Below are 19415 nucleotides of genomic sequence, written 5' to 3'. Positions count from 1 at the left end.
TGGCGCGTCATCCAGCCGAACGCGCCACGACCGCCATGGCGAGCGGCTCAGGCGCGTTTGCGGAAGAACGAGACCGCCGCCAGGATCAGGAACACGACGAACAGGATCCAGGCGATGTCGCTGGCGGCGCCGGCGATGCCGCTGAAGCCGAGCACGGCGGCGATGAGCGCGAGGGCGAGGAAGATGGCGGCTAGCGCAGCAGGGGACACTCCATTGATCGACGCACCGGATTGGCGATGCGGTCATCGTCGGCAGGCGGAAGCTGTCTTCGGGTGAAGGAGGCGCCTTATTTCAACGCGCGCTTCATCCTTGCGAGGCCTTCGTCGAAACTCACCCGCGGCCGGTAACCGAAGTCGCGCGTGGCCGGCGCCATGTCGTACCAGTGCGCGGTGCTGAGCTGTTCGGCCAGGAAGCGCGTCATCGGTGGCTCGCCTTTCAGCGGCAGTATTTTCCACAGCGCCTCGCACACCGCGCCGATACGGTAGGCGGCCTTGAACGAGAGATGTTTTTCCACGCGCGGCGCGCCGGCGGCATCGAGCAATGCATTGAGCAATTCGCCCATCGGCTTGGGCTCGCCGTTGGAAATGAAATACGCGCGACCCGCGCACGCCGCACCGACGGCGAGATGCTCGAAGGCGTCGAAATGCGCCTGCGCGGCGTTGTCGATGTAAGTGGTGTCCACGCGGTTGCTGCCGTCGCCGACGATGCGCAGGCGGCCGGCATTGGCGCGTTCGATCAGGCGCGGCAGGATCTGCTGGTCGCCCGGACCCCAGATCAGGCGCGGGCGCAGGGCGATGGTGGCCAGCGCGGGGCCGTTGGCGGCGAGCACCGCTTTTTCCGCGATCGCCTTGGTTTCGGCATACGGCGCCTGGAAATCCTCGCCGTACGGCACCTCGTCCGCGGTGCCGCCCTCGACCGGATGGGTGGCGCGGTGGGTGACGCTGGGCGTGGAGGTGTAGACCAGTTTGCCTATGCCATGCGTGCGGCAGGCGTCGAGCACGTTCTGCGTGCCGGTCACGTTGGCCGAGTAGTAGCTTTTATAACTGCCCCAAGCGCCGGCCTTGGCCGCATTGTGGAAGATCGCCTCCACTCCATCGGCCGCATGGGTCAGCGCATGCGCATCGGCCAGATCGCCCTGCACCTGGCCGACGCCCAGATCGGCCAACACCGGATAGTGGCCACGATTGAAGCTGATGACTTTGTGGCCGCGTTCGATCAGGCCGCGGCATAGCGCCTGACCGAGGAAACCGCCGCCGCCGGTGACAAGGATTTTCATGGGTCGCGTCTGCCTTTGGCTCCCTCCCCTGCGAATGCAGGGGAGGGTTGGGGAGGGGTTAAGTCGGCCACTCGGATTATTTCCGAAAGGACCTGCTCTGTTCTCAGCAATACATCATCATTCCAGAAGCGCAGAACCTTGTAATCATTGCAGCCGAATCTTTCGGTCCGCTGTTGATCGTATTCGGTCTGCAGCAGGTGTTGCCCGCCGTCAAGCTCGATCACCAACCTGATGGAGGGTGCGGCGAAATCGGCGACGTACCCAGCAATCGGATACTGTCGCCTGAACTTGATTCCGTTGATCTGCCGGTTCCTCAAGTGCTGCCAGAGCTTGCGCTCGGCGTCGGTCGCATTCTTGCGCAACTCGCGCGAGTTATTCCATATGGGCTGCATCCCTGCGCTCCGGATTCACGTTGCCTCCAGGCTAACAGCGCGTTGTCATGCGGTCTGTCGGAAAACCACTCGGTGACGCCTCCACCCCCTCCCAACCTCCCCCTGACTTCGCAGGGGGAGGGGGCTTAGACCTGCGCTGCCGCCCACACCGCCAGCTTCTCCCGCCCGATCTTCGCGTTATGGCGGATGTCGACCGGGAAAGCCGGATGACATAGGAATCGTTCGATGCGCGCCGTGTGCGCATGAGCCGCCGCGATCGCCCGAAGCCCATCGACAACGCTGGCGCGGCGGATCGCCGGGACATTCGGCTGCAATTCGTAGCAGAGCACAGGTTCCTGGCTGCCTTGCGTGCCGACGCCGACCAAAGCGGTCCGTTTCACATCGGGATGCGTGTTGAAAATGGGTTCGACCTGCTCCGTGTACAGCGGGCCGTCCCTCGTTTCCACACGCTGCGTCTTGCGTCCGCAAAACCAAAGCCGCCCCTGCGCGTCGAAATAGCCGACATCGCCCATGCGGTGCACCACTCGCTCGCCGCCATCGGGAAGCAGCTCGCGCACCTTCGCCGCAAGCGTGGCCGCTTCGCGATTGAAGTAGCTGTCTGTAGCGGTGGGCCCGGCGACGGTGATTTCGCCGACCACGCCCTGCGCGACCGGCTTTGCCTCGGACCACTGCGCTATCGGCGCGTCGTCGATGGCGATGATGCGCACTTCATTGGGCGCGACCGGGCGGCCGACGCAGGTACCGGCGCCCTGCTCGGTCTGCGCGCGGGTGCTTTGCAGTTCGCGGCCTTCGATCACCGCCACCGGCAGGCATTCCGTAGCGCCGTAGGGCGTCCAGAACTGCGCGCCCTCGGGCAGCAGCGCGCGGATCTTCTCCACCACCTCCGGCGGCACCGGCGCACCGGCGGAGGTGATGCGCATTACACCGGAAAGCTTTTCGCCAGAGTCCGCCAGCACGCGCATGAGCGCGGGCGAGCCGAACAGCTGGGTCACGCCGAACGTGCGGATCGCGTGCAACAGCTTGCGCGGATCGGCGCTGGCCGGCCGGGTGGGATCCATGTCGGGAATGACCGAGGTCAGCCCCAGCGCAGGATCGAACAGGGCGAAAGGCGGAAACGTCGGCAGATCCACCCCGCCGGGCGACATGCCGAACGCGTTGCGGAGCAGTTCGATCTGGGCGACGAAATGGCGATGGCGGTACACCACCCCCTTGGGCACGCCGGTGGAGCCGCTGGTGAAGAGGATGCCGGCGATGTCGTCGGGCCGGGTATCGGCGAGTTGCGCGCCGGCGTCGGCGCCCAGACGTTCGACTTCAGTCAGCGTGGTTCCGCCCCAGCCGAAGCGCGAACCCACCGTGACCAGCTTCTTCGCGCTGCGCGCCCAGCCCAGGATCAGCCGCGCGATGTGCGCGAGCGGGATGCCGATGAAGGCCTCCGGCTGCGCTTCGTCCAGGCACTGCTTCAATGCGCGTCGGTCGATGCCAGGATCGACCAGCACCGGCACTGCGCCGGCCTTGAACAGCGCGAACATCAGCAGGAAAAACTCCGGCGACGGCCGCACCATGACCACCGTACGCGTACCGCGGACGATGCCATGCTTGGCCAGACCCGCGGCGATCGCATCGCTGCGCGCGTCGAGTTGGGCGTAGGTCAGGGCGACATCGTATTTTCCGAAACCGTCGCTACCGCGCGCACCGGGGCAGCGTATCGCGATCTGATCGGGGCGTTCGCGCGCAAGGCGCGGAAGCGTGGCGGCGATGTTGCAGGTTTCGGTCATGCGCTGATTGTAGTAGCTGCCCCTGTAGGAGCGGGCCCTGCCCGCGACGCTCTTACCACCACATCGAGAAAGAGCGTCGCGGGCAGGGCCCGCTCCTACAAAGGATTTGCGTCCAGGAACCGGCGGATCGCCGGCACCAGTTCGGCCTGCTTGTCTTCCAGCACGTAGTGGCCGGCGTCTTCGAATGCGGTCACCTGCGCGTTCGGCAAGGCTTTCCTGAAACCGGCGAGGAAGTGCTTGTCGAACACGAAATCCTTCAGCCCCCAACCGATGAAGGCCGGACGGTCGGCGAATTGCGGCAACCGCTGTCCGGCCGCCTCCACCAGCGCCCACGCCTTGTCGCCCGGATGCAGCGGAATGTCCTGCATGAAGCGCAGCGTGCTGATCCGATTGGCCCAGCTGTCGTACGGCGACACGTAGGCGCGGCGCACGTCGGCCGGCATTTTCGTTTCCACGCCCTGATAGGACGCGCCGCTGGAGAACGCATTGAAGGCGCGGATGATGAAGGCGCCGAATTTCGAATCGCGTCCCAGCGACAGCTGCCACGGCATCTTCTTGGCGGACGGCAACGGGAACGCGGCGGTGTTGGTGATCACCAGCCGTTTCACCTGCGCAGCGTGGGTCAGCGCCCAGCCGAAACCGATCATGCCGCCCCAGTCGTGCACGGCCAAGGTCACGGGGCCGGCGATGCCCAGATGACCGAGCAGCGCAGCGAGATCGTCGACGCGCGATTGCAGCGTGTAGTCGTAGTCGCGGTCGCCGGGCTTGTCGGAGAAACCCATGCCGATGTGGTCGGGAACGATGCAGCGGTAGCGCTTTGCAAGAGCCGGGTCGCTGAGCCCGGAAACCAGATTGCGCCAGTAATAGCTCCACGACGGATTGCCGTGCAGCATCACCACTACTTCGCCGTCGCGCGGGCCTTCGTCGAGATAGCTCATCGACAGTCCGGGACGCACTTCGAATTTGTTCGGCGTGAAGGGGTAACCGGGAAGGTTTATGGATTCTGTTAGCATGGTCATCAAAGTGGCTGCGCGCCCTCGCTGAGAATGTCGAGGTAGGTTTGGTAGGCGAATACCTTGTAGCGCTTCTTCCCGGTGATTTCCCGAAGCATGCCCAGCGACTGCATGGCGTCCAGCCCACGCATGATGGCCGGCTTCGATAGTCCGAGCTCCTTGCTCAGTTTTGGAATGGTGCGCAACGGGTGACGGGTGAAGCTGTCATGCAGTTGCAGTGCTGTGCCCGCAATACGTCCGGCGGCACGCAGTCGCTCGCGATCACCATTGAAAAGCTGCAGTAGGCGCTGTGCCGTATCGACCGCCTGACCCGAAGTGCTGGCGATTCCTTCAAAGAAGAAGCGTAGCCAGCCCTCCCAGTCGCCCTGCGTCCGCACCGCATCCAGGCGCTGATAGTACTCGTCACGCCGCGATTTGAAGAACAAACTGAGATAGAGGGATGGTTCGTCCAACAAGCCGGCATCGCAAAGCATGAGCACGATCAGCAGACGGCCCAGACGCCCGTTGCCGTCCAGGAAAGGATGTATGGTTTCAAACTGCACATGCGCCAGACCGGCGCGAGCGAGCGGCGAAATGCTGTCGTCGGTAGCGTGGAGAAATTTCTCAAGCGCATCCAAGCAAGGTTGGACATGATCGGCAGGCGGCGGTACGAACTGCGCCCGGTCTGGACTGGGGCCGCCAATCCAAACCGGTGTGCGACGAAATTCTCCCGGAGCTTTGCTGCTGCCACGTCCACGGCGCAATAGATGCTCATGCATTTCCCGCAACAGGCGCAGAGAAATCGGGAAACCGCCGCGCAGCCTCTGCAGTCCATGCTCCAAAGCATCCATGTAATTGGAAACTTCGCGCACATCATCCAGTGGTACGCCAGGCGCTTCGTCGAGTTCAAACATCAACAGATCGGATAGCGAAGATTGCGTGCCCTCTATCTGCGAAGAGAGCAGCGCCTCTTTACGCACGTATTGGTAGAGGAACAAGCGGGCATCGGGGAGGATGCGTGTAATGCCCTTAAGTTCCCCCAATGCCACCAATGCCCGGTCACGCAACGTGACCAACTCGTGATCGAGGTGCAGAGGAGGATCCGGCGGCAGCCGCGATGGAACGAACGCTTTATAAGGCTGTCCGTTCAGGTTGGAATTAATGTACGTGCCGGTAGCACGTAAGCTATGGTCGGCGCTCATCCTGAATTCGAACCCTGCAGAGATCGTATTACAAGGATAACGTTACTTAGAAGGAACGTCCAATTGCTAAGTAACTGCAGCGAATGTTGCGACACTAAATGCTGGCCTAAGTAACGAAAACCCCTATTTTCGTTACCAGACCACTTCGGCCATCGAGCAGTTCAGGCCCGAACCGATGCCCAGCAGCGCGATGCGGTCACCCTTCTTCAGGCGGCCCAGCTGCTTGAGCTTGCTCAGCACGATCGGCACGCTGGCCGGGCCGATGTTGCCGTGCTCGCCGAAGATGGTCAGCACTTTCTTGGGATCGATGCCGAAGGCCTTGATGAAGGCCTGGGTGTGCACCTGGCTGACCTGGTGGATGACGAACTGGTCCAGCTCGTCCACCACCCAGCCCATCGCGATCTTGGCGGCGGCGAAGGTTTTCTGCGCCAGCTTCATGCCTTCGATCAGCAGCATGCGGGTATCGGTGACCATGCGGTCCAGGTTGCCGCGGCACAGGGTGTTCCACTGGGTGGCGGCCTTGGTCACGCCGCCCTTGTAGCGGGGCGCGTCCGGGGTCAGCTCGCTGCGCGACATGACCATGGCCGCGGCGCCGCAACCCAGGGTCAGGGTGGCCAGTTCGTTGCGGAACTGTTCTTCGGTGACGTCGGGCGACTGCATGCGCTCAAGCGTCATCTTGTAGGCCAGGTTGGCGGTTTCGCCGTCCACGACCAGGGCGTAGTTGATCTCGCCGCGCTCCAGCATGCGGGCGGCGATGTCCATGCCGTTGATGAAGGCCAGGCAGGCGTTGGCGACGTCGAAGTTCTGGCAGTTCTCGCCCATGCCCAGGTTGCCGGACACGATGCTGGCGGTGGACGGCTCGAGGAAATCGCGGCTGACCGAGGTGTTGACCAGCAGGCCGATCTGGTCGGCGGTCACGCCGGCGTCTTCCAGCGCCAGGCGCGCGGCCAAGGTGGCCACGTCGGAGGCTTGCTGTTCGTCGTCCCACAGCCGGCGCGCATGGATGCCGGCGATGTCGCCCAGCACGTCGGTGCGGATGCCCAAACGGTCCATGGTGGGCTTCAACTGTTCGTTGATGGCTTTGGAAGTCAGGGTGTGCGGCGCATCGATATGCGCCAGTCCCGCGATGGAGACGTTCTGGAAGAGCATCTAGGTGAGCGCCGAGGCTGGTCGAAGGGGCGACAAGGGTACCGGCTTCCGTGCCTTATCGCACGTTTGGGCTTCTGGCGAGGAGACCGGGCCGCCCGTGTGCGGAGAAACAGGTAGGTCGGGGCTACGCCCCCGACGCGCTGGGAGTTCCAGTTCCCGTGCGTCGGGGGCGTAACCCCGACCTACGACGGATAATCAGCGGCTGGGGCAACGGTAGGCGGCGAAACGCTGTTCGCCGTTGGCCGGATCGGCCAGCGGCTGCACGGTGTTGGCCTGGATGCCGGGAGCTTCGTTGCGGGCCAGGGTCTCCAGCTCGTCGCGCACGCGCAGGGCGTTGCGCTCGTAGAAAGCCACGCTGTCCTTGACCGAAACCGAGACCTCGCCGCGCTTTTCGCAGCCGGCCGGGGCGGCGCCGGCGGCGATCACGCGCACGCCGCTGGCTTCCGGGGCCATCTTCACCCAGGTGCAGCCGGAAAGGGTCAGGACCAGGGAAGCGGCGATCAGGGGCAGACGCATGGGAAGAATCCTGTTTGCGGGGTGCGCGCTGGAGTATGTGGCGGGAGTCATGAACTTCGGAGGAAGCCTCCTCCCCTCTGGCAAGAAAAGAGCGGGAAGCAGGTCGGCCCTACGTGGCCGACGCGCGGGGAGTTCCAGTTCCCGTGCGTCGGGGGCGTAGCCCCGACCTACCAGGGCAGAAGCTTTACTTCCCAGCGACCGGCTTGCCGTCGGAGTCGAGCACGCTGACTTCGCCCAGGTTTAGGGCGCGCACCGGCGCTTCGATCTTGGACAGGTCGCCCACCACTACATACATCAGCGAAGCAGGCACCAGGGTCTTGGCCGCGGCGGTGACGTCGGCCACTGTCATCGCATCGTTGCGGGCCTTGTACTGGACGATGTAGTCGTCCGGGCGGCCGTAGCGCAGGTTGCTGCTGATCTGGCCCTGCACCGCCGAGGCGGTTTCGTAGCCGCCGGGCAGGCTGAGCGTGTTGCTGGCGCGGATCTTGGCGATCTCCGCGGCGGTGGCCGGTTTCTGGCCGCTGGCGAAGGCGGTGATTTCCGAACGCAGTTCCTTGATCGAGTCGGCGGTCTTGTCGGTCTGCACCGCGGCCGAGGCGAACCAAGGCCGCTGGCCCAAGGTGTTGCTGGCATTGCTGTAGGAACCGTAGGCCCAGTGTTTGTCTTCGCGCAGGTTGCTGTTGAGGCGGGAAGTGAATTCCCCGCCCAGCACACCGTTGGCGAAATCGAAGTCGATGGTGCCTGCATCGCCGGTGGGCGGAATCAGCTGGCCGACGTAGACGTTGGACTGGGTCGCGCCCGGCTGGTTGATCAGATAGACGTGGTTGGCTGCAGGTGCCGCGACCTTGGAAATAGCCGGCAGGGCCGGCGCGCCGGCAGGCGTTTTCCAGTCGCCGAAGCGTTTTTCCAGCAACGGCAGCACCTGCTGCAAGGTGGTATCGCCGACCACTACTATCCGGGCCTTGTCCGGCTGCAGCCAGTTGTCGTGGTAAGCGGCCAGATCATCGCGGGTCAGCGAGGCTATGGAAGCCTCGGTGCCGCTGCCGGTAAAGGGAATGGCATACGGATGGCCCTGGCCGTAAAGCAGCGGCGGCATGATGCGCATCGCCGCGGTCTGCGGCCGCGCCTTCTCCTGCTTGATGCCGGCGATCCAGGTCGCACGCACGCGCTCCACTTCTTCCGGGGCGAAGGTCGGACGGCGCAGCACGTCGGCCAGCAGGTCCAGCGACTCGGGCAGCTTGTCGCTCAGCGCGGACAGGCCGACGGACGAGTAGTCCAGGCCGGCGCCGACGCCGATCTGCGCGCCCAGGTCTTCCTGGCGCGCAGCCAGTTCCAGCGCGGTGTAATCGCCAGCGCCTTCGTCCAGCATCTGCATGGTGAAGTTGGCGGTGCCCAGCTTCTTGCCCAGATCGGCGGTGTAGCCGCCCGGGAATTCCACCGACAGCTGCACCACCGGCGTTTCATGGCGTTCGGCCAACACCACCTGCATGCCGTTGGAGAGCGTGGCGCGCTCCAGCGCCGGGAACTTCAGCGCGGGGAAACTGGTGGTCTTGGGTACGCCGGTGCTGCGGTCGATATCGGTCTTGACCGTCTTGAACTTCGGATCGACCGACGGAACCGCGGCCGGCTTGCTGGCGGGCGCTGCCTGCACGGTTTCCGGCAGCGAGGAGGCCGGTGTTTCGCTGGGCTGCACCACCAGGGTGTGCGAACCGGCGCCCAGCCACTTTTTGGCTACCGCCTGCACGCTGGCCGGAGTAGCCGCTTCGATGTCTGCCAAGTCGGTTTTGTAGCAGTCCGGCTTGCCGGTATAGACGGCGCACTGGGCCAGTACGTCGGACTTGCCGCCGAAGCCGCCGATGCGTTCGATGCCGCGCACGAAGCTGGCGCGCGTGGTGACCTTGGCGCGCTCCAGTTCTTCGGCGGTCGGGCCTTCGCTGATCAGGCGCTGCAGTTCCTCGTCCATCGTCTTCTCGACCTTGGCCGCGTCCACGCCGTCCTTGACCGTGGCCACCAGGAAGAAGGTGCCGCTCAGCTCGCTGCTCCAGGCGTAGGCGCTGGCGTTGTCGGCGATCTTGTCGTTGTGGACCAGCCGCGTATCGAAGCGCGAGGACGCGCTGCCGCCCAGCACCTGAGCGAACAGATCCAGCAGAGTGGCCTCCTTGCTGCCCAGTTCGGCCACCGGCCAGGCGCGGTAGATGCGCACCTGCGGCACGCGGTCGGGCACGGTTTCGCGGGTGTCCTGGACGCGCTTGGGAATATTGGTGGGCATGTCGGCCAGGGTGGCGCTGGCGGGGATGTCGCCGAAGTATTCGGCGACCTTCTGCTTGGCGGTTTTCAGGTCGATATCGCCGGCCAGCACCAGCACTGCGTTATTGGGGCCGTACCAGCTCTTGAACCAGGTCTTCACGTCGTCCAGCGTGGCCGCGTCCAGATCGGCCATGGAACCGATGGTCTGCCAGCTGTACGGATGCCCGGCCGGATACAACGCCTCGAAGATCTTGGCGCTGATGCGGCGACCGTAGGGCTGGTTCTCGCCCTGGCGCTTTTCGTTCTGGACCACGCCGCGCTGTTCGTCCAGCGACTTCTGGTCGATCGCGCCGAGCAGGTGGCCCATGCGGTCCGATTCCATCCACAGCGCCATGTCCAGCGCGGTGGTGGGCACGTTCTGGAAATAGTTGGTGCGGTCCTGGTTGGTGGTGCCGTTCTGGTCGGTCACGCCGACCAGCTCGAAGGGTTCGAAATATTCGGCCTTGTGGTTCTCGCTGCCCTGGAACATCAGATGCTCGAACAGATGGGCGAAACCGGTGCGGCCGGGCTGCTCGTTCTTGCTGCCCACGTGGTACCACAGGTTCACCGCCACCACCGGCGCCTTGCGGTCGGTATGCACGATCACGCGCAGGCCGTTGGGCAGGGTGAATTCGTCGTACTTGATCTCGACCTGCGCGCCGCCATCGGGCTTGGCCAGTGCGGCCTGCGGCGACGCCACCAGCCCGGCGAGAGCGGTCGAAAGGGCAACGGCAAGCAGGGCGGCACGCGGACGGCGGGAAAGGCGCATCGGGTATTCCTTTATTTAATGGTCTGCGGATCAGCCCGTGATGCTAGCGACCACGGCCGGTCATTACACTAGGCCACAAGGCATGGTCGTAAGGCAGGTGCTGGTATGGAAGGCAAGGCGGAAGCGCAACGCTGTCTGGTCACCGGGGCCAACCGCGGGCTGGGCCTGGAACTCTGCCGGCAACTGCTGGCGCGGGGCGACCGGGTGGTCGCTGCGTGCCGCCAACCGGGCAAGGCTACCGTGCTCAATACCTTGGCCGGCGAGCATCCCGGACGGTTGCACGTGACGCCCCTGGATGTGGCCGAACCCAAAAGCCATGCGGCGCTGGCGCGCGAATTGCCGCTGCTGACCGAGGGCGAGCCGCTGGATCTGCTGATCAACAACGCCGGCGTGCTGCGCGGCGGCGAGCGCTACGGCAGTGTGCAGGCCGCCGATCTGGAAACCAGTTTCCGCACCCATGCGCTGGGGCCGTTCCTGCTGGTGCAGACGCTGACCCCGCAGCTGGCCGATGGCGCTCGCGTGGCGAACATCTCTTCGGAAATCGGTTCGATCGGCCTGCGCCAGGCCGCCTTGCATCAAGACTTCCGCACGCCCAGCTATGCCATCGGTAAGGCCGCGCAAAACATGGCGACTTCATTGCTGGCGCAAGCGCTGGCGCCGCGCGGCATTCTGGTGGTGGCGTTGCACCCGGGCTGGGTGCGCACCGACATGGGCACCGACCGCGCCACGCTGAGCCCGCAGGAATCGGCGCGCGGCTTGTTGCAAGTGATCGGCCGGCTGCAAGCGCGCGACTCGGGCGCTTTCCTCGATTGGCAGGGGCAAACCCTGCCCTGGTGAAGCGGATCGGCGATCCGCGTTCAACCTTTTTCCCCTGAAGCGCATCACAACCACTGTCCAGAAAGCTGGCCGGGTGGCTTTCCTTCGCTCGTAAAGGGGAGTCACACGCGACGGGATCGAGCGTCATTGACAGCGATCCGGTCACCCACCGGACACCCGGGCGGACGGACGGACACCTTTATTACAGATACATTTGCAATTGAATCAATAACTTGAAGTTGGCACGGCGTCTGCATTGACTGCTCTGCAAGCACAGCCGATCCAACCAAACCTGACTGATAGCTGAATAAAAGAACTGCAAATGCAAGTTCTCCTTGACCGATCTGATTAGGTGTACTACTTTACTACCACACCACCCAACAACGACACTAAAGAGGCACAACACCATGAACACCAAGACCTTCCTGCCGCTGACCGCCGCCGCCCTGTTCGCCGTCTGCGCCGGCTCCATGCTGATCTCCAGCCAGTCCTATAGCGAAGCCAACGCCAAGGCCTCCGCCCCGGTTTCCAGCCACATCGTCGACATGCCGACCGTTACGGTTCGCCCGTCGCTCGAAGACGCGGTCTACTACCAGTCCCACAAGATCGTCGATCTGGCCGCTGTGACGGTACGCCCCGCCGCTGAAGACCTGGCCTACTTCCTGGCCGACAACACCGCACGCATCGTCGACATGCCGGTCGTGACCGTGCGCCCGTCGGCCGAAGACGTGCAGATCGTGGCAGTCGGCGCCGCTACCCTGGCCCAGCAGCTGGCTTCGCGTTGATCGCTTGAAGCGCAACACCCCGCGTTGATGCAATAACCCGCTTCAAGCATCGCCAAGAGCAGTACGGCAGCGCGCCGATAGAGCCAGCGCCCCGTAGAATCCGTGCGATGAGCGACAACGACACCGCACGCGCACTCGATCTGGACGTGCTGCTGTACCAGCCGGAGATTCCACCGAACACCGGCAACGCCATCCGCCTCTGCGCCAATACCGGCGCGCGGCTGCACCTCATCGAGCCCCTGGGCTTCGATTTGCAGGACAAGCAGCTTCGACGCGCCGGCCTGGATTACCACGAATACGCCACGCTGCAGGTCCACGCTTCGCTGGAAGCCGCCCTGGCCGCGATCGCACCGCAACGCCTGTTCGCCTTGAGCACCCGCGGTACCCAGCGTTACGACCAGCCGAGCTATCGCTCCGGCGACGCTTTGTTGTTCGGCCCCGAAACCCGCGGCCTGCCCGCCGACGTGCTGGAAAGCCTGCCGCCGGAACAACGCCTGCGCCTGCCGATGCGACCGGACAACCGCAGCCTCAATCTTTCCAACAGCATCGCCGTGGTGGTGTTCGAAGCCTGGCGCCAGATAGGTTTCGCCGGCGGAAACTGAGCCGTTGCTGGGCGAGCGATCAACCGGCGCAACGGAAGAATCGGACGCCGGGTACCGATGCCGTTCCCGGCTAACTCCGAACCGTCGAGCCATGCGCGCCGTCGATGACCGATAGCGCAAGCGAGGCAATGGCGACATCCTGGGCCGCCGTGCCGGTCAGGTCCGCAATCGTGATGTCGGCGGTAGAACGGGGATACGGCCGGTTCCCGGCGAGAACCGAACCCAGAACGATGGCCGCATCCGGGGCCAGGAGACTGCGCCTGACGGCATGCGACAGGTCGCCGTGATCGGCGCATTGGTCGCGATCGTCGACCATGACCGCGGCGGCCCTGGCGAAAAGCACCGGGTCCAGCTCCTGTTTTCCCGGACTATCGGCACCCAGCGCGACGATGTGCGTGCCGTCGCGGACCGCCCCGGCAGGCAGCAAGATGTCGTTCGACGGCGTGCAGGTGACCACCAGGCGGCTGCTTTCGCATAACGCGTCGATTGACGGAGCCACGCTGGCCGTCAATCCGATACGGCGCAGATCCTCCGCCAGCGCATCGGCGCGTTCGGCCGACCTGCCGAAAACCACGACGTTCCCGATATCCAGGTGCCGCGTCACCCACTCGGCCTGAAGTCGGGCTTGATGGCCGGTGCCGATGATGCCCAGAGTCCGCGCGCCAGCCGGCATCCCGGCTTCTGCGGCAAGCGCACCGGCTGCGGCGGTACGCCAGCTCGTCAGCCATCCGCGGTCGCGGATCATGGCCTGGGGCGAACCGGTCTTCGCATCGAAGACCAGTACGAGACCGTCATTGACGGGCAAGCCCCGCTCCGGATTCCCGTAGAAGCCCGTGGCGATCTTGACGACAAAACATTCCCCGTCGCGGAACCGGCCCGCCTTGATGTGGCAGTCGCCGGCGGGTTCGTCGAACAGCATCTGCATCGGCGGCGGCATCGAGACCTCGCCGCGCGCGTGGCGTATCAGCCCATTGCGTACCGCGGCGATGACCGCCGCGGGCGTCAGCGCGGCAAACAGCTCCTCCAGCTCGACGATGCGCAAAGCGCCGCTCATGCCGCCGTCCGCTGCAAGTGCTCGCGAAACGCGGCCAACCCTTCGGCCAATCCCGCGCGCCCGAATCCGATACGGAACCGGTCGTCCGGCGTCGGCCCCAGTTGCGACGAATAGATGCTGGATGGCAGCAGCAACACTCCGGACTGTTCGACCAGTCCGGTCGCGAACGTCTCGACCGAGCCGGGACCGGTATACCTGGGATAGCCCACGCAGCCGCCATCCGGACGGCTCCAGTCGAAATGATCGGGAAACTCCGCGAAGAACGCATCGAGCAGCGCGAGATTGTCGCGGACCAGGCCGTTGTTGCGCGCGAGAATCCGCTCGCGGTGTTTCAATGCGATAAGCGCAAGTTGCTCGCTCGGCCCCGAATTGCAGATCGACAGATAGTGCTTCATCCGTTCCATGCGGACGAGAAGGCCGTGGTCCTGGCAGGCGATCCATCCGATCCGGAGCCCCGGCAGGCCGTAGGCCTTCGACATCACGTTGAGCGACAGGCCGCGCTCGTAGAGGTCGGCCACCTGCGGCAAGTGCCGCTGCGGATCCGGCCCGAGCAAGCGGTACACCTCATCGCTGAACAGCCACAGACCATGGCGACGGCACAACGCCACCAGTCCGTCCAGGACTTCGCGTTCGAGTATTTTGCCGGTGGGATTGTGCGGGAAATTGATGGAAACCAGCCTGGTGTTCGGCTTGATCGCCGCAGCGACGCGCTCCAGATCCAGCCCCCAGTCCTGTTGCGGATCCAGCGGCACGCCGGTGGCTTCGCAGAGGGACAGCGGCACGGTCTCGGCGGCCTGATAGTTGGGCGTGACCACGATGGCGTGATCGCCTGGCTCCAGCAGCGCGTGATTGGCGATATACAACCCTTCTTCGGCGCCAGCGAAACAAAGGACGTTCTGCGCGCCCTGGCGGTCGTAGGTGGCGGCGATCGCATCGCGCAGTTCGGGAGCACCGAAGGTCTGCGTGTAACCGAGCCACAGCTTGTCGAATGCCTCGACATCGGCGGCGTCGCCCATGTCCAGCAACTCGCGCAATGTCAGGCTCTGCGCGTCGGATGCGGTGAGGTGGTAGCGGGCGTTGAATTCCCAGCGCGAGAAATAGGTTTCCAGTTTGAAATCGGGAAGCATCGGCATGGCGTTGGTTCCAGGCAGCAGCCGCGCTCAGGCCGGCGGCCGGAGCGGATGCGATGAGGGATGGTCGGCACCGATTATCGCAGCGTCCGGGCACACGCCAAGGTCGGATTTCGATTTCAGCGAATTTGTGAGACGAGTCTTCTTAGTCGGATCAAAGCGCTGTTGCACTGGGAAATTTGATCTCGGCGCACCGGTGTCGCCGACACGCGCTTTCTTTTTTTGCCATGGCATCGGCCGGCCTGCCCGTATGTCGATCCGTTGATCGTGCGGCTCCATCCCGATCATCAATCTCGTCGGTGGGCGCTGGAAGGACGTCGCTATTTCGTCGCCGCAAGCACCAATTGCTCGCTGACGCTTCGTACCTGTCTGCCGATCCGGCAGAAGCGCGCGCCGCAGACGTTGTCGATAAGTTCCTCACAGTTACCGCCAATTTATGTACCGCTCAGTTTGGTATTCAGGGGGCATTGCGGCGCTTTACGGATACTTCACACACCGGCTGCGAACGGCTTCCCGCCCCAGCGCTGGCTAATAACCATAAATCTCCGAGGTTCATTGCAATGAAGAAGTCCTTGCTTGCTCTTTCGCTCCTGTCCGCGCTCGCCTTGAGCGCCGCCGCTTCGGCCGCAGAGGGCGTGTCGTACAACTACGTCGAAGGCGGCTATACCGCCACCAATCTGAAGGATTCATCCGATTCCGATGGCTGGGGCCTCAACGGCTCGGTCGCCATCGCTCCCAACTTCCATGTCTTCGCCGGTTACAACAACCAGGATCTGAAGGATGTGAATTACGGCTACGACCAGTGGCGCGTGGGCCTGGGCTACAACCACGAGATTTCGCAGCGCATGGACCTGGTCACCCGCGTGGCCTACGAAAAGTTCAAGGGCGACGACTTCACCGTCGGCGACGTGCGCTTTCCAGGCGACGACCTGGATGGCTACAGCGCCGAAGTGGGCATCCGCGGCGCGATGACCCCGCACCTGGAAGGCTACGCCATGGCCGGCTACGAAGACGGCAGCGACTACGACGGCGATTTCTACGGCCGCCTGGGCGCACAAGTGAAGTTCAACCCCAACTGGGGCATCACCGGCGACGTGAAATTCGCCGACAACGATACCCAGTGGTTCGTCGGTCCGCGCTTCACCTGGTGAAGGCCGGCAGGCTTCCACTGTCTCCCGCGTAAGGCGACGCGTCCCTCTCTCCCCGCGTCGCACCCTGAGCCCGGCCTAGCGCCGGGCTTTTTTTGCCTCCCCCTTTTTCAAAGGGGGACCGAGGGGGATTTGCTTTTGGCGCGAAGAGCAAATCCCCCGTAGCCCCCTTTGCCAAAGGGGGCAAAGCAACAACCGGGCAAGTTCGGCCGTCAACAGACCGCATCGAATGCGGCGCGGAGCGATTGCGATTGCCGCGATCAATCCTTGAACAAAGTTTCCGGGTATTCCGGTTTCTGCTCGCGCGCCAGCAATTGCTGCAGACCCGCGGCAGGGGCCAGGTCGCCATGCAGCACAGCGCGCACCGCGCTGGAAATAGGCAGATCGATGCCATGGCGGTCGGCCTGGCGCATGACTTCGTCGGCGGTCTGCACCGATTCGACCACCTGGCCGATCTCGCGCACCGCATCGTCCAGTGTTTGGCCGCGGCCCAGGGCCAGGCCAAGGCGACGGTTGCGGGAAAGATCGCCCGTGCAGGTCAGCACCAGATCGCCCAGCCCGGCCAGGCCCATCAGGGTCTCGGGCTTGGCTCCGATCGCAGCGGACAGGCGCAGCATTTCATTGAGCCCGCGGGTGATCAGGCCGGCACGGGCGTTGAGGCCCAGCTGCATGCCGTCGGCCACGCCGGTGGCCACCGCCAGCACGTTCTTCATGGCGCCGCCCAGCTCGGCGCCGACCATGTCCTCGCCGGTGTAGGCGCGGAACGCCGGGCCATGCAGCACGTCGGCCACGCGCTGGGCGAATTCGGCGTTGCTGCCGTGCACGGTCACCGCCGTGGGCAGGCCCATCGCCACTTCCTTGGCGAAGGACGGGCCGGTGACCACGGCCAGCGGCACGGCCGGGCCCAGGATGTCTTCGGCCACTTCATGCAGGAAACGCCCCGAACCGGTCTCGAAGCCCTTGGTCGCCCAGGCCACGCCGGCAGCGGGCGGGCGCAGCGGCGCCAGCAGGCGCAGGGTTTCGGTGAACGCGTGCGAAGGCACCACCACCAGCACCAGATCCGCCTGGTGCAGGGCGGCGGCCAGATCGGTGGTGGCGCGCAGGGTCTCCGGCAGCGGAATGCCGGGAAGGTAGCGGACGTTTTCGTGGGTCTGGTCGATGACCGCGGCTGCCTGCGCATCGCGGCCCCACAGCACCACCTCATGACCATGCCGCGCCATCAGTGCGGCCAGCGCGGTGCCCCAGGAACCTGCGCCCAGTACCGCGATTTTCAAGGATTCGGCCAAGCTGTCGCTCCCTGGAAACAACGGCGGGCCGTTCACGGCCCGCCAGATCGCTGCTTACCGCAGCGATTCAACCACAGGATCGGGTCTTGCGAGGATCAGGCGTTGCCCGCCGGCTCGGTGTTGGCCAGTTCGCCATCGCCCTGGGCGGCGCGCTGGCGCAGGGTTTCCGCATACAGGCCGTCGAAGTTGATCGGCTGCAGGAAGAACGGCGGGAAACCGCCGGCCTGGATCAGGTCGCTGAGCAGCTGGCGGATGTACGGGAACAGGATGTTCGGGCACTGGGTGCCGAGCAGGCCGTCGACCGCCTGCGGTTCCAGGCCGACCAGGCCGAACACGCCGGCCTGCTGCACTTCGGCCACGTAGGCGATTTTGTCGCCGGCCTTGCAGGTCAGGGTCACGCCCAGCACGACTTCGAAAGCGTTCTCGTTCAGGCGCTGCACGCGCTGGTTGAGATTGAGCTGCAGCTCCGGCTGCACGTTCTCGCTGTAGATGGCGGGAGCGCCGGGTACTTCGAAGGACACGTCCTTGACGTAGATCTTCTCCACGGTGAAGGCAGGCGTATTGGCTTCGGCGGGCGCGATTGCGCCGTTGGTGGTTTCGTCGGACATGAACGTACTCCGTGGATCTGAATGGGAAATCTGGGTGGAAGAAGATGGGCGCGAAAGAGAGGAATTATCGCATGGGATGGCGACGCGCCGGTCCAGGTTCAAGGACCGGCCGACGAAACGGCCGCCGGAGTCAGCGGCCCTTGACCAGCGGCAGGTCGGCCTGCTGCCAGGCGGCGACGCCGCCATCCAGCCAATACACCTGCTCGAAACCGGCCTTCTTCAGGCGCTTGGCCGCTGCAGCCGAAGCCTGGCCGTTGCGGCATACCACCACCACCGGCAATTGCTTGGCCGCGGTCAGCAGCTTGTTCTCCGGGTCGAACTGGCTGGGAGCGATGTTGCGGCTACCGGCGATATGGCCTTTTTCGAAGTCGGCGCTGGCCGACAAGTCCACCACCAGGGCGTTGTCGCGGTTGATCAGGCCGGTCAGCTCGGCCGGGCGCAGCGCCTTGTAACCGCGGAACAGACGGGCGATCTCGGTGACGATGATGGCCAGGGTCAATCCGACCAGGGCCAGCGACAACAGGGGCGAGGAGCTGGCGAAAGCCTGCAGTTGTTCGAAGTTCACGGTATGGGCGGCTGTAAAACGGGCCGCGATTGTCGCACAAGCGGGGATTGGGGATTACGGATTGCGGGGCCGGTTTGGCTCTTGCGAATCCCCAACCCCCAATCCCTCAATTCATTCCCCGTCCCACAAATCGGGCAATCCCACCGCCAGCCACCAGCGCTTGGCTTCCGGGTCCCAGCGCCATTCTTCGCGATAGCGCAGGGTGCGTTCGGCCATGGTGTGCTTGTTGATCACCCGCAATTCCACGTTGCGCAGCACGTTGCCGTCTTCGGACACGGAACTGTTCTTGTCGGTATAGCCCGAAATCTGGACCTGCCGATAACGCTCGAAGGCCAGTTCGGTCATCGGATGCGCTTCGCGATAGGCCGGATCGACCAGTTGCCAGGCTTCCTCGAATTCGCCCCAACGGATAGCGGCGGCGTAAGCCATCTGCATCGCCTCGAGCTGGCCGCTCTTCTTGCGTTTGCCCTGGGCGCTGGCGGGCGCCACGACCATCAGCGCCAGCAGCAGCACCGCCAACAGATTGAGCCATTTGCGCATATCCAGCCTCTCCGGTCCCCAGCGCAGCATCCTAACCTTTCGCGATGGCCACGTAGCGGCCGCTCAGGTCGGCCATGACCTCGCCTTCAGGCAGGGCGATCCGCGCCTGCAACTGGATGCGGGCGCGGCCGCGCTGGACCAGCGTTTCCAGGAACGGCGCCCACGACTCTTCCGGCGCGAGCTCCGCCTCGGCCTGCAGGTCCGCGTACAGCGGCTTCCTGTAGCGCACCGTGCTGTCGGCGACGAATACATCCGCCTGCAGCCCCGCCTGGTGCAGCTGCAACGTCACCAAGCCCCAGCCGGCGTAGGTCATCAGCGAAGTCATGCTGCCGCCGAACGCGCTGCCCTTGTCGTTCATGTTGACCGCAAGCGGCGCATCCATGCGCAGACGCGAGCCGTCGTATCCGGCAACGCGTACCTGCATCGCAGCCAGCGGCACCAGTTCGCGGGTATAGGCGCGCAGCGCCTCCAGAGCCGATTCGCGCGTCGCATTCTTCAAAACCGCATCCATCTGAGATGATCCA

At 64.5% G+C, this 19415-nt stretch carries 20 protein-coding genes; 4 read left to right on the top strand and 16 right to left on the bottom strand.

Going from position 1 to position 19415, the window contains the following annotated elements; translation table 11 throughout:
- Nucleotides 1–47: 47 nt before the first annotated feature.
- The 9 genes from CSC73_RS07650 to CSC73_RS07610 all read right to left on the bottom strand — a co-directional run bounded on the left by CSC73_RS07650 (nt 48) and on the right by CSC73_RS07610 (nt 10357).
- The gene (locus CSC73_RS07650; RefSeq protein WP_163839848.1) at nt 48–209 is read right to left on the bottom strand and encodes a DUF1328 domain-containing protein; all 162 of its coding nucleotides are present in this window, start codon (nt 207–209) and stop codon (nt 48–50) included.
- 77 nt (nt 210–286) lie between these two features.
- Nucleotides 287–1276, bottom strand: coding sequence for a 2-alkyl-3-oxoalkanoate reductase (oleD, locus tag CSC73_RS07645; protein WP_163839847.1), 990 nt, complete (start codon nt 1274–1276; stop codon nt 287–289).
- The gene (locus CSC73_RS07640) at nt 1273–1668 is read right to left on the bottom strand and encodes an endonuclease domain-containing protein (RefSeq protein WP_163839846.1); all 396 of its coding nucleotides are present in this window, start codon (nt 1666–1668) and stop codon (nt 1273–1275) included. Before CSC73_RS07640 ends, oleD begins: the two co-directional genes overlap by 4 nt.
- Before the next feature lie 125 nt (nt 1669–1793).
- Entirely contained in the window at nt 1794–3443 is a 1650-nt protein-coding gene (gene oleC / locus CSC73_RS07635; protein ID WP_163839845.1) for an olefin beta-lactone synthetase, read from the bottom strand.
- A gap of 95 nt (nt 3444–3538) precedes the next feature.
- The gene (locus CSC73_RS07630) at nt 3539–4462 is read right to left on the bottom strand and encodes an alpha/beta fold hydrolase (protein ID WP_246197416.1); all 924 of its coding nucleotides are present in this window, start codon (nt 4460–4462) and stop codon (nt 3539–3541) included.
- Nucleotides 4462–5637 carry a Fic family protein gene (locus tag CSC73_RS07625; protein ID WP_163839844.1) on the bottom strand — a complete coding sequence of 392 codons (1176 nt, stop codon included), beginning with the start codon at nt 5635–5637 and terminating at the stop codon, nt 4462–4464. The genes CSC73_RS07630 and CSC73_RS07625 overlap by 1 nt, the downstream gene beginning before the upstream one ends.
- A gap of 132 nt (nt 5638–5769) precedes the next feature.
- Nucleotides 5770–6786 (bottom strand): 3-oxoacyl-ACP synthase III, encoded by a 1017-nt coding sequence (locus CSC73_RS07620; RefSeq protein WP_163839843.1) that lies wholly within the window; start codon nt 6784–6786, stop codon nt 5770–5772.
- 195 nt (nt 6787–6981) lie between these two features.
- Nucleotides 6982–7302: a DUF4156 domain-containing protein gene (locus CSC73_RS07615; protein ID WP_163839842.1), complete on the bottom strand. Its 321-nt coding sequence runs from the start codon at nt 7300–7302 to the stop codon at nt 6982–6984.
- A 184-nt stretch (nt 7303–7486) separates the two neighbouring features.
- Nucleotides 7487–10357 (bottom strand): M16 family metallopeptidase, encoded by a 2871-nt coding sequence (locus CSC73_RS07610; RefSeq protein WP_163839841.1) that lies wholly within the window; start codon nt 10355–10357, stop codon nt 7487–7489.
- Nucleotides 10358–10462: 105 nt separating this feature from the next.
- Between CSC73_RS07610 and CSC73_RS07605 the strand changes: the two genes are divergently transcribed.
- The 3 genes from CSC73_RS07605 to trmL all read left to right on the top strand — a co-directional run bounded on the left by CSC73_RS07605 (nt 10463) and on the right by trmL (nt 12560).
- The gene (locus CSC73_RS07605; protein ID WP_163839840.1) at nt 10463–11194 is read left to right on the top strand and encodes an SDR family oxidoreductase; all 732 of its coding nucleotides are present in this window, start codon (nt 10463–10465) and stop codon (nt 11192–11194) included.
- Nucleotides 11195–11580: 386 nt separating this feature from the next.
- Nucleotides 11581–11958: a hypothetical protein gene (locus tag CSC73_RS07600; RefSeq protein ID WP_163839839.1), complete on the top strand. Its 378-nt coding sequence runs from the start codon at nt 11581–11583 to the stop codon at nt 11956–11958.
- 107 nt (nt 11959–12065) lie between these two features.
- Nucleotides 12066–12560, top strand: coding sequence for a tRNA (uridine(34)/cytosine(34)/5-carboxymethylaminomethyluridine(34)-2'-O)-methyltransferase TrmL (gene trmL / locus CSC73_RS07595; protein WP_163839838.1), 495 nt, complete (start codon nt 12066–12068; stop codon nt 12558–12560).
- 70 nt (nt 12561–12630) lie between these two features.
- On the opposite strand, the gene CSC73_RS07590 is transcribed toward trmL, so the two are convergent.
- On the bottom strand, nt 12631–13614 hold the full coding sequence (locus CSC73_RS07590; RefSeq protein ID WP_163839837.1) for an ornithine cyclodeaminase family protein: 984 nt from the start codon (nt 13612–13614) through the stop codon (nt 12631–12633).
- Nucleotides 13611–14747, bottom strand: a complete 1137-nt coding sequence (locus tag CSC73_RS07585; RefSeq protein WP_163839836.1) for an aminotransferase class I/II-fold pyridoxal phosphate-dependent enzyme — start codon at nt 14745–14747, stop codon at nt 13611–13613. Before CSC73_RS07585 ends, CSC73_RS07590 begins: the two co-directional genes overlap by 4 nt.
- A gap of 557 nt (nt 14748–15304) precedes the next feature.
- Between CSC73_RS07585 and CSC73_RS07580 the strand changes: the two genes are divergently transcribed.
- The gene (locus tag CSC73_RS07580; protein ID WP_163839835.1) at nt 15305–15895 is read left to right on the top strand and encodes an outer membrane beta-barrel protein; all 591 of its coding nucleotides are present in this window, start codon (nt 15305–15307) and stop codon (nt 15893–15895) included.
- Nucleotides 15896–16152: 257 nt separating this feature from the next.
- Here the strand turns inward: CSC73_RS07580 and CSC73_RS07575 are convergent, their stop codons facing one another.
- From CSC73_RS07575 to CSC73_RS07555, 5 genes are all read right to left on the bottom strand, one after another.
- Nucleotides 16153–17178, bottom strand: coding sequence for an NAD(P)H-dependent glycerol-3-phosphate dehydrogenase (locus tag CSC73_RS07575; RefSeq protein WP_163839834.1), 1026 nt, complete (start codon nt 17176–17178; stop codon nt 16153–16155).
- A gap of 95 nt (nt 17179–17273) precedes the next feature.
- Nucleotides 17274–17786, bottom strand: a complete 513-nt coding sequence (gene secB, locus CSC73_RS07570; protein ID WP_163839833.1) for a protein-export chaperone SecB — start codon at nt 17784–17786, stop codon at nt 17274–17276.
- Between the two features lie 130 nt (nt 17787–17916).
- The gene (locus CSC73_RS07565; protein WP_163839832.1) at nt 17917–18351 is read right to left on the bottom strand and encodes a rhodanese-like domain-containing protein; all 435 of its coding nucleotides are present in this window, start codon (nt 18349–18351) and stop codon (nt 17917–17919) included.
- Between the two features lie 111 nt (nt 18352–18462).
- Complete coding sequence (locus CSC73_RS07560) at nt 18463–18891, bottom strand: hypothetical protein (protein WP_163839831.1); 429 nt, start codon at nt 18889–18891, stop codon at nt 18463–18465.
- A 31-nt stretch (nt 18892–18922) separates the two neighbouring features.
- Complete coding sequence (locus tag CSC73_RS07555; RefSeq protein ID WP_163839830.1) at nt 18923–19402, bottom strand: YiiD C-terminal domain-containing protein; 480 nt, start codon at nt 19400–19402, stop codon at nt 18923–18925.
- Between the last annotated feature and the right edge of the window lie 13 nt (nt 19403–19415).

Origin of the sequence: Pseudoxanthomonas sacheonensis, from assembly GCF_010093305.1 — a bacterium.
Classification (GTDB): Bacteria; Pseudomonadota; Gammaproteobacteria; order Xanthomonadales; family Xanthomonadaceae; genus Pseudoxanthomonas_A; species Pseudoxanthomonas_A sacheonensis.
Note: the sequence above shows the minus strand (reverse complement) of the source record. Positions and strands in the feature narration are given on the sequence as shown.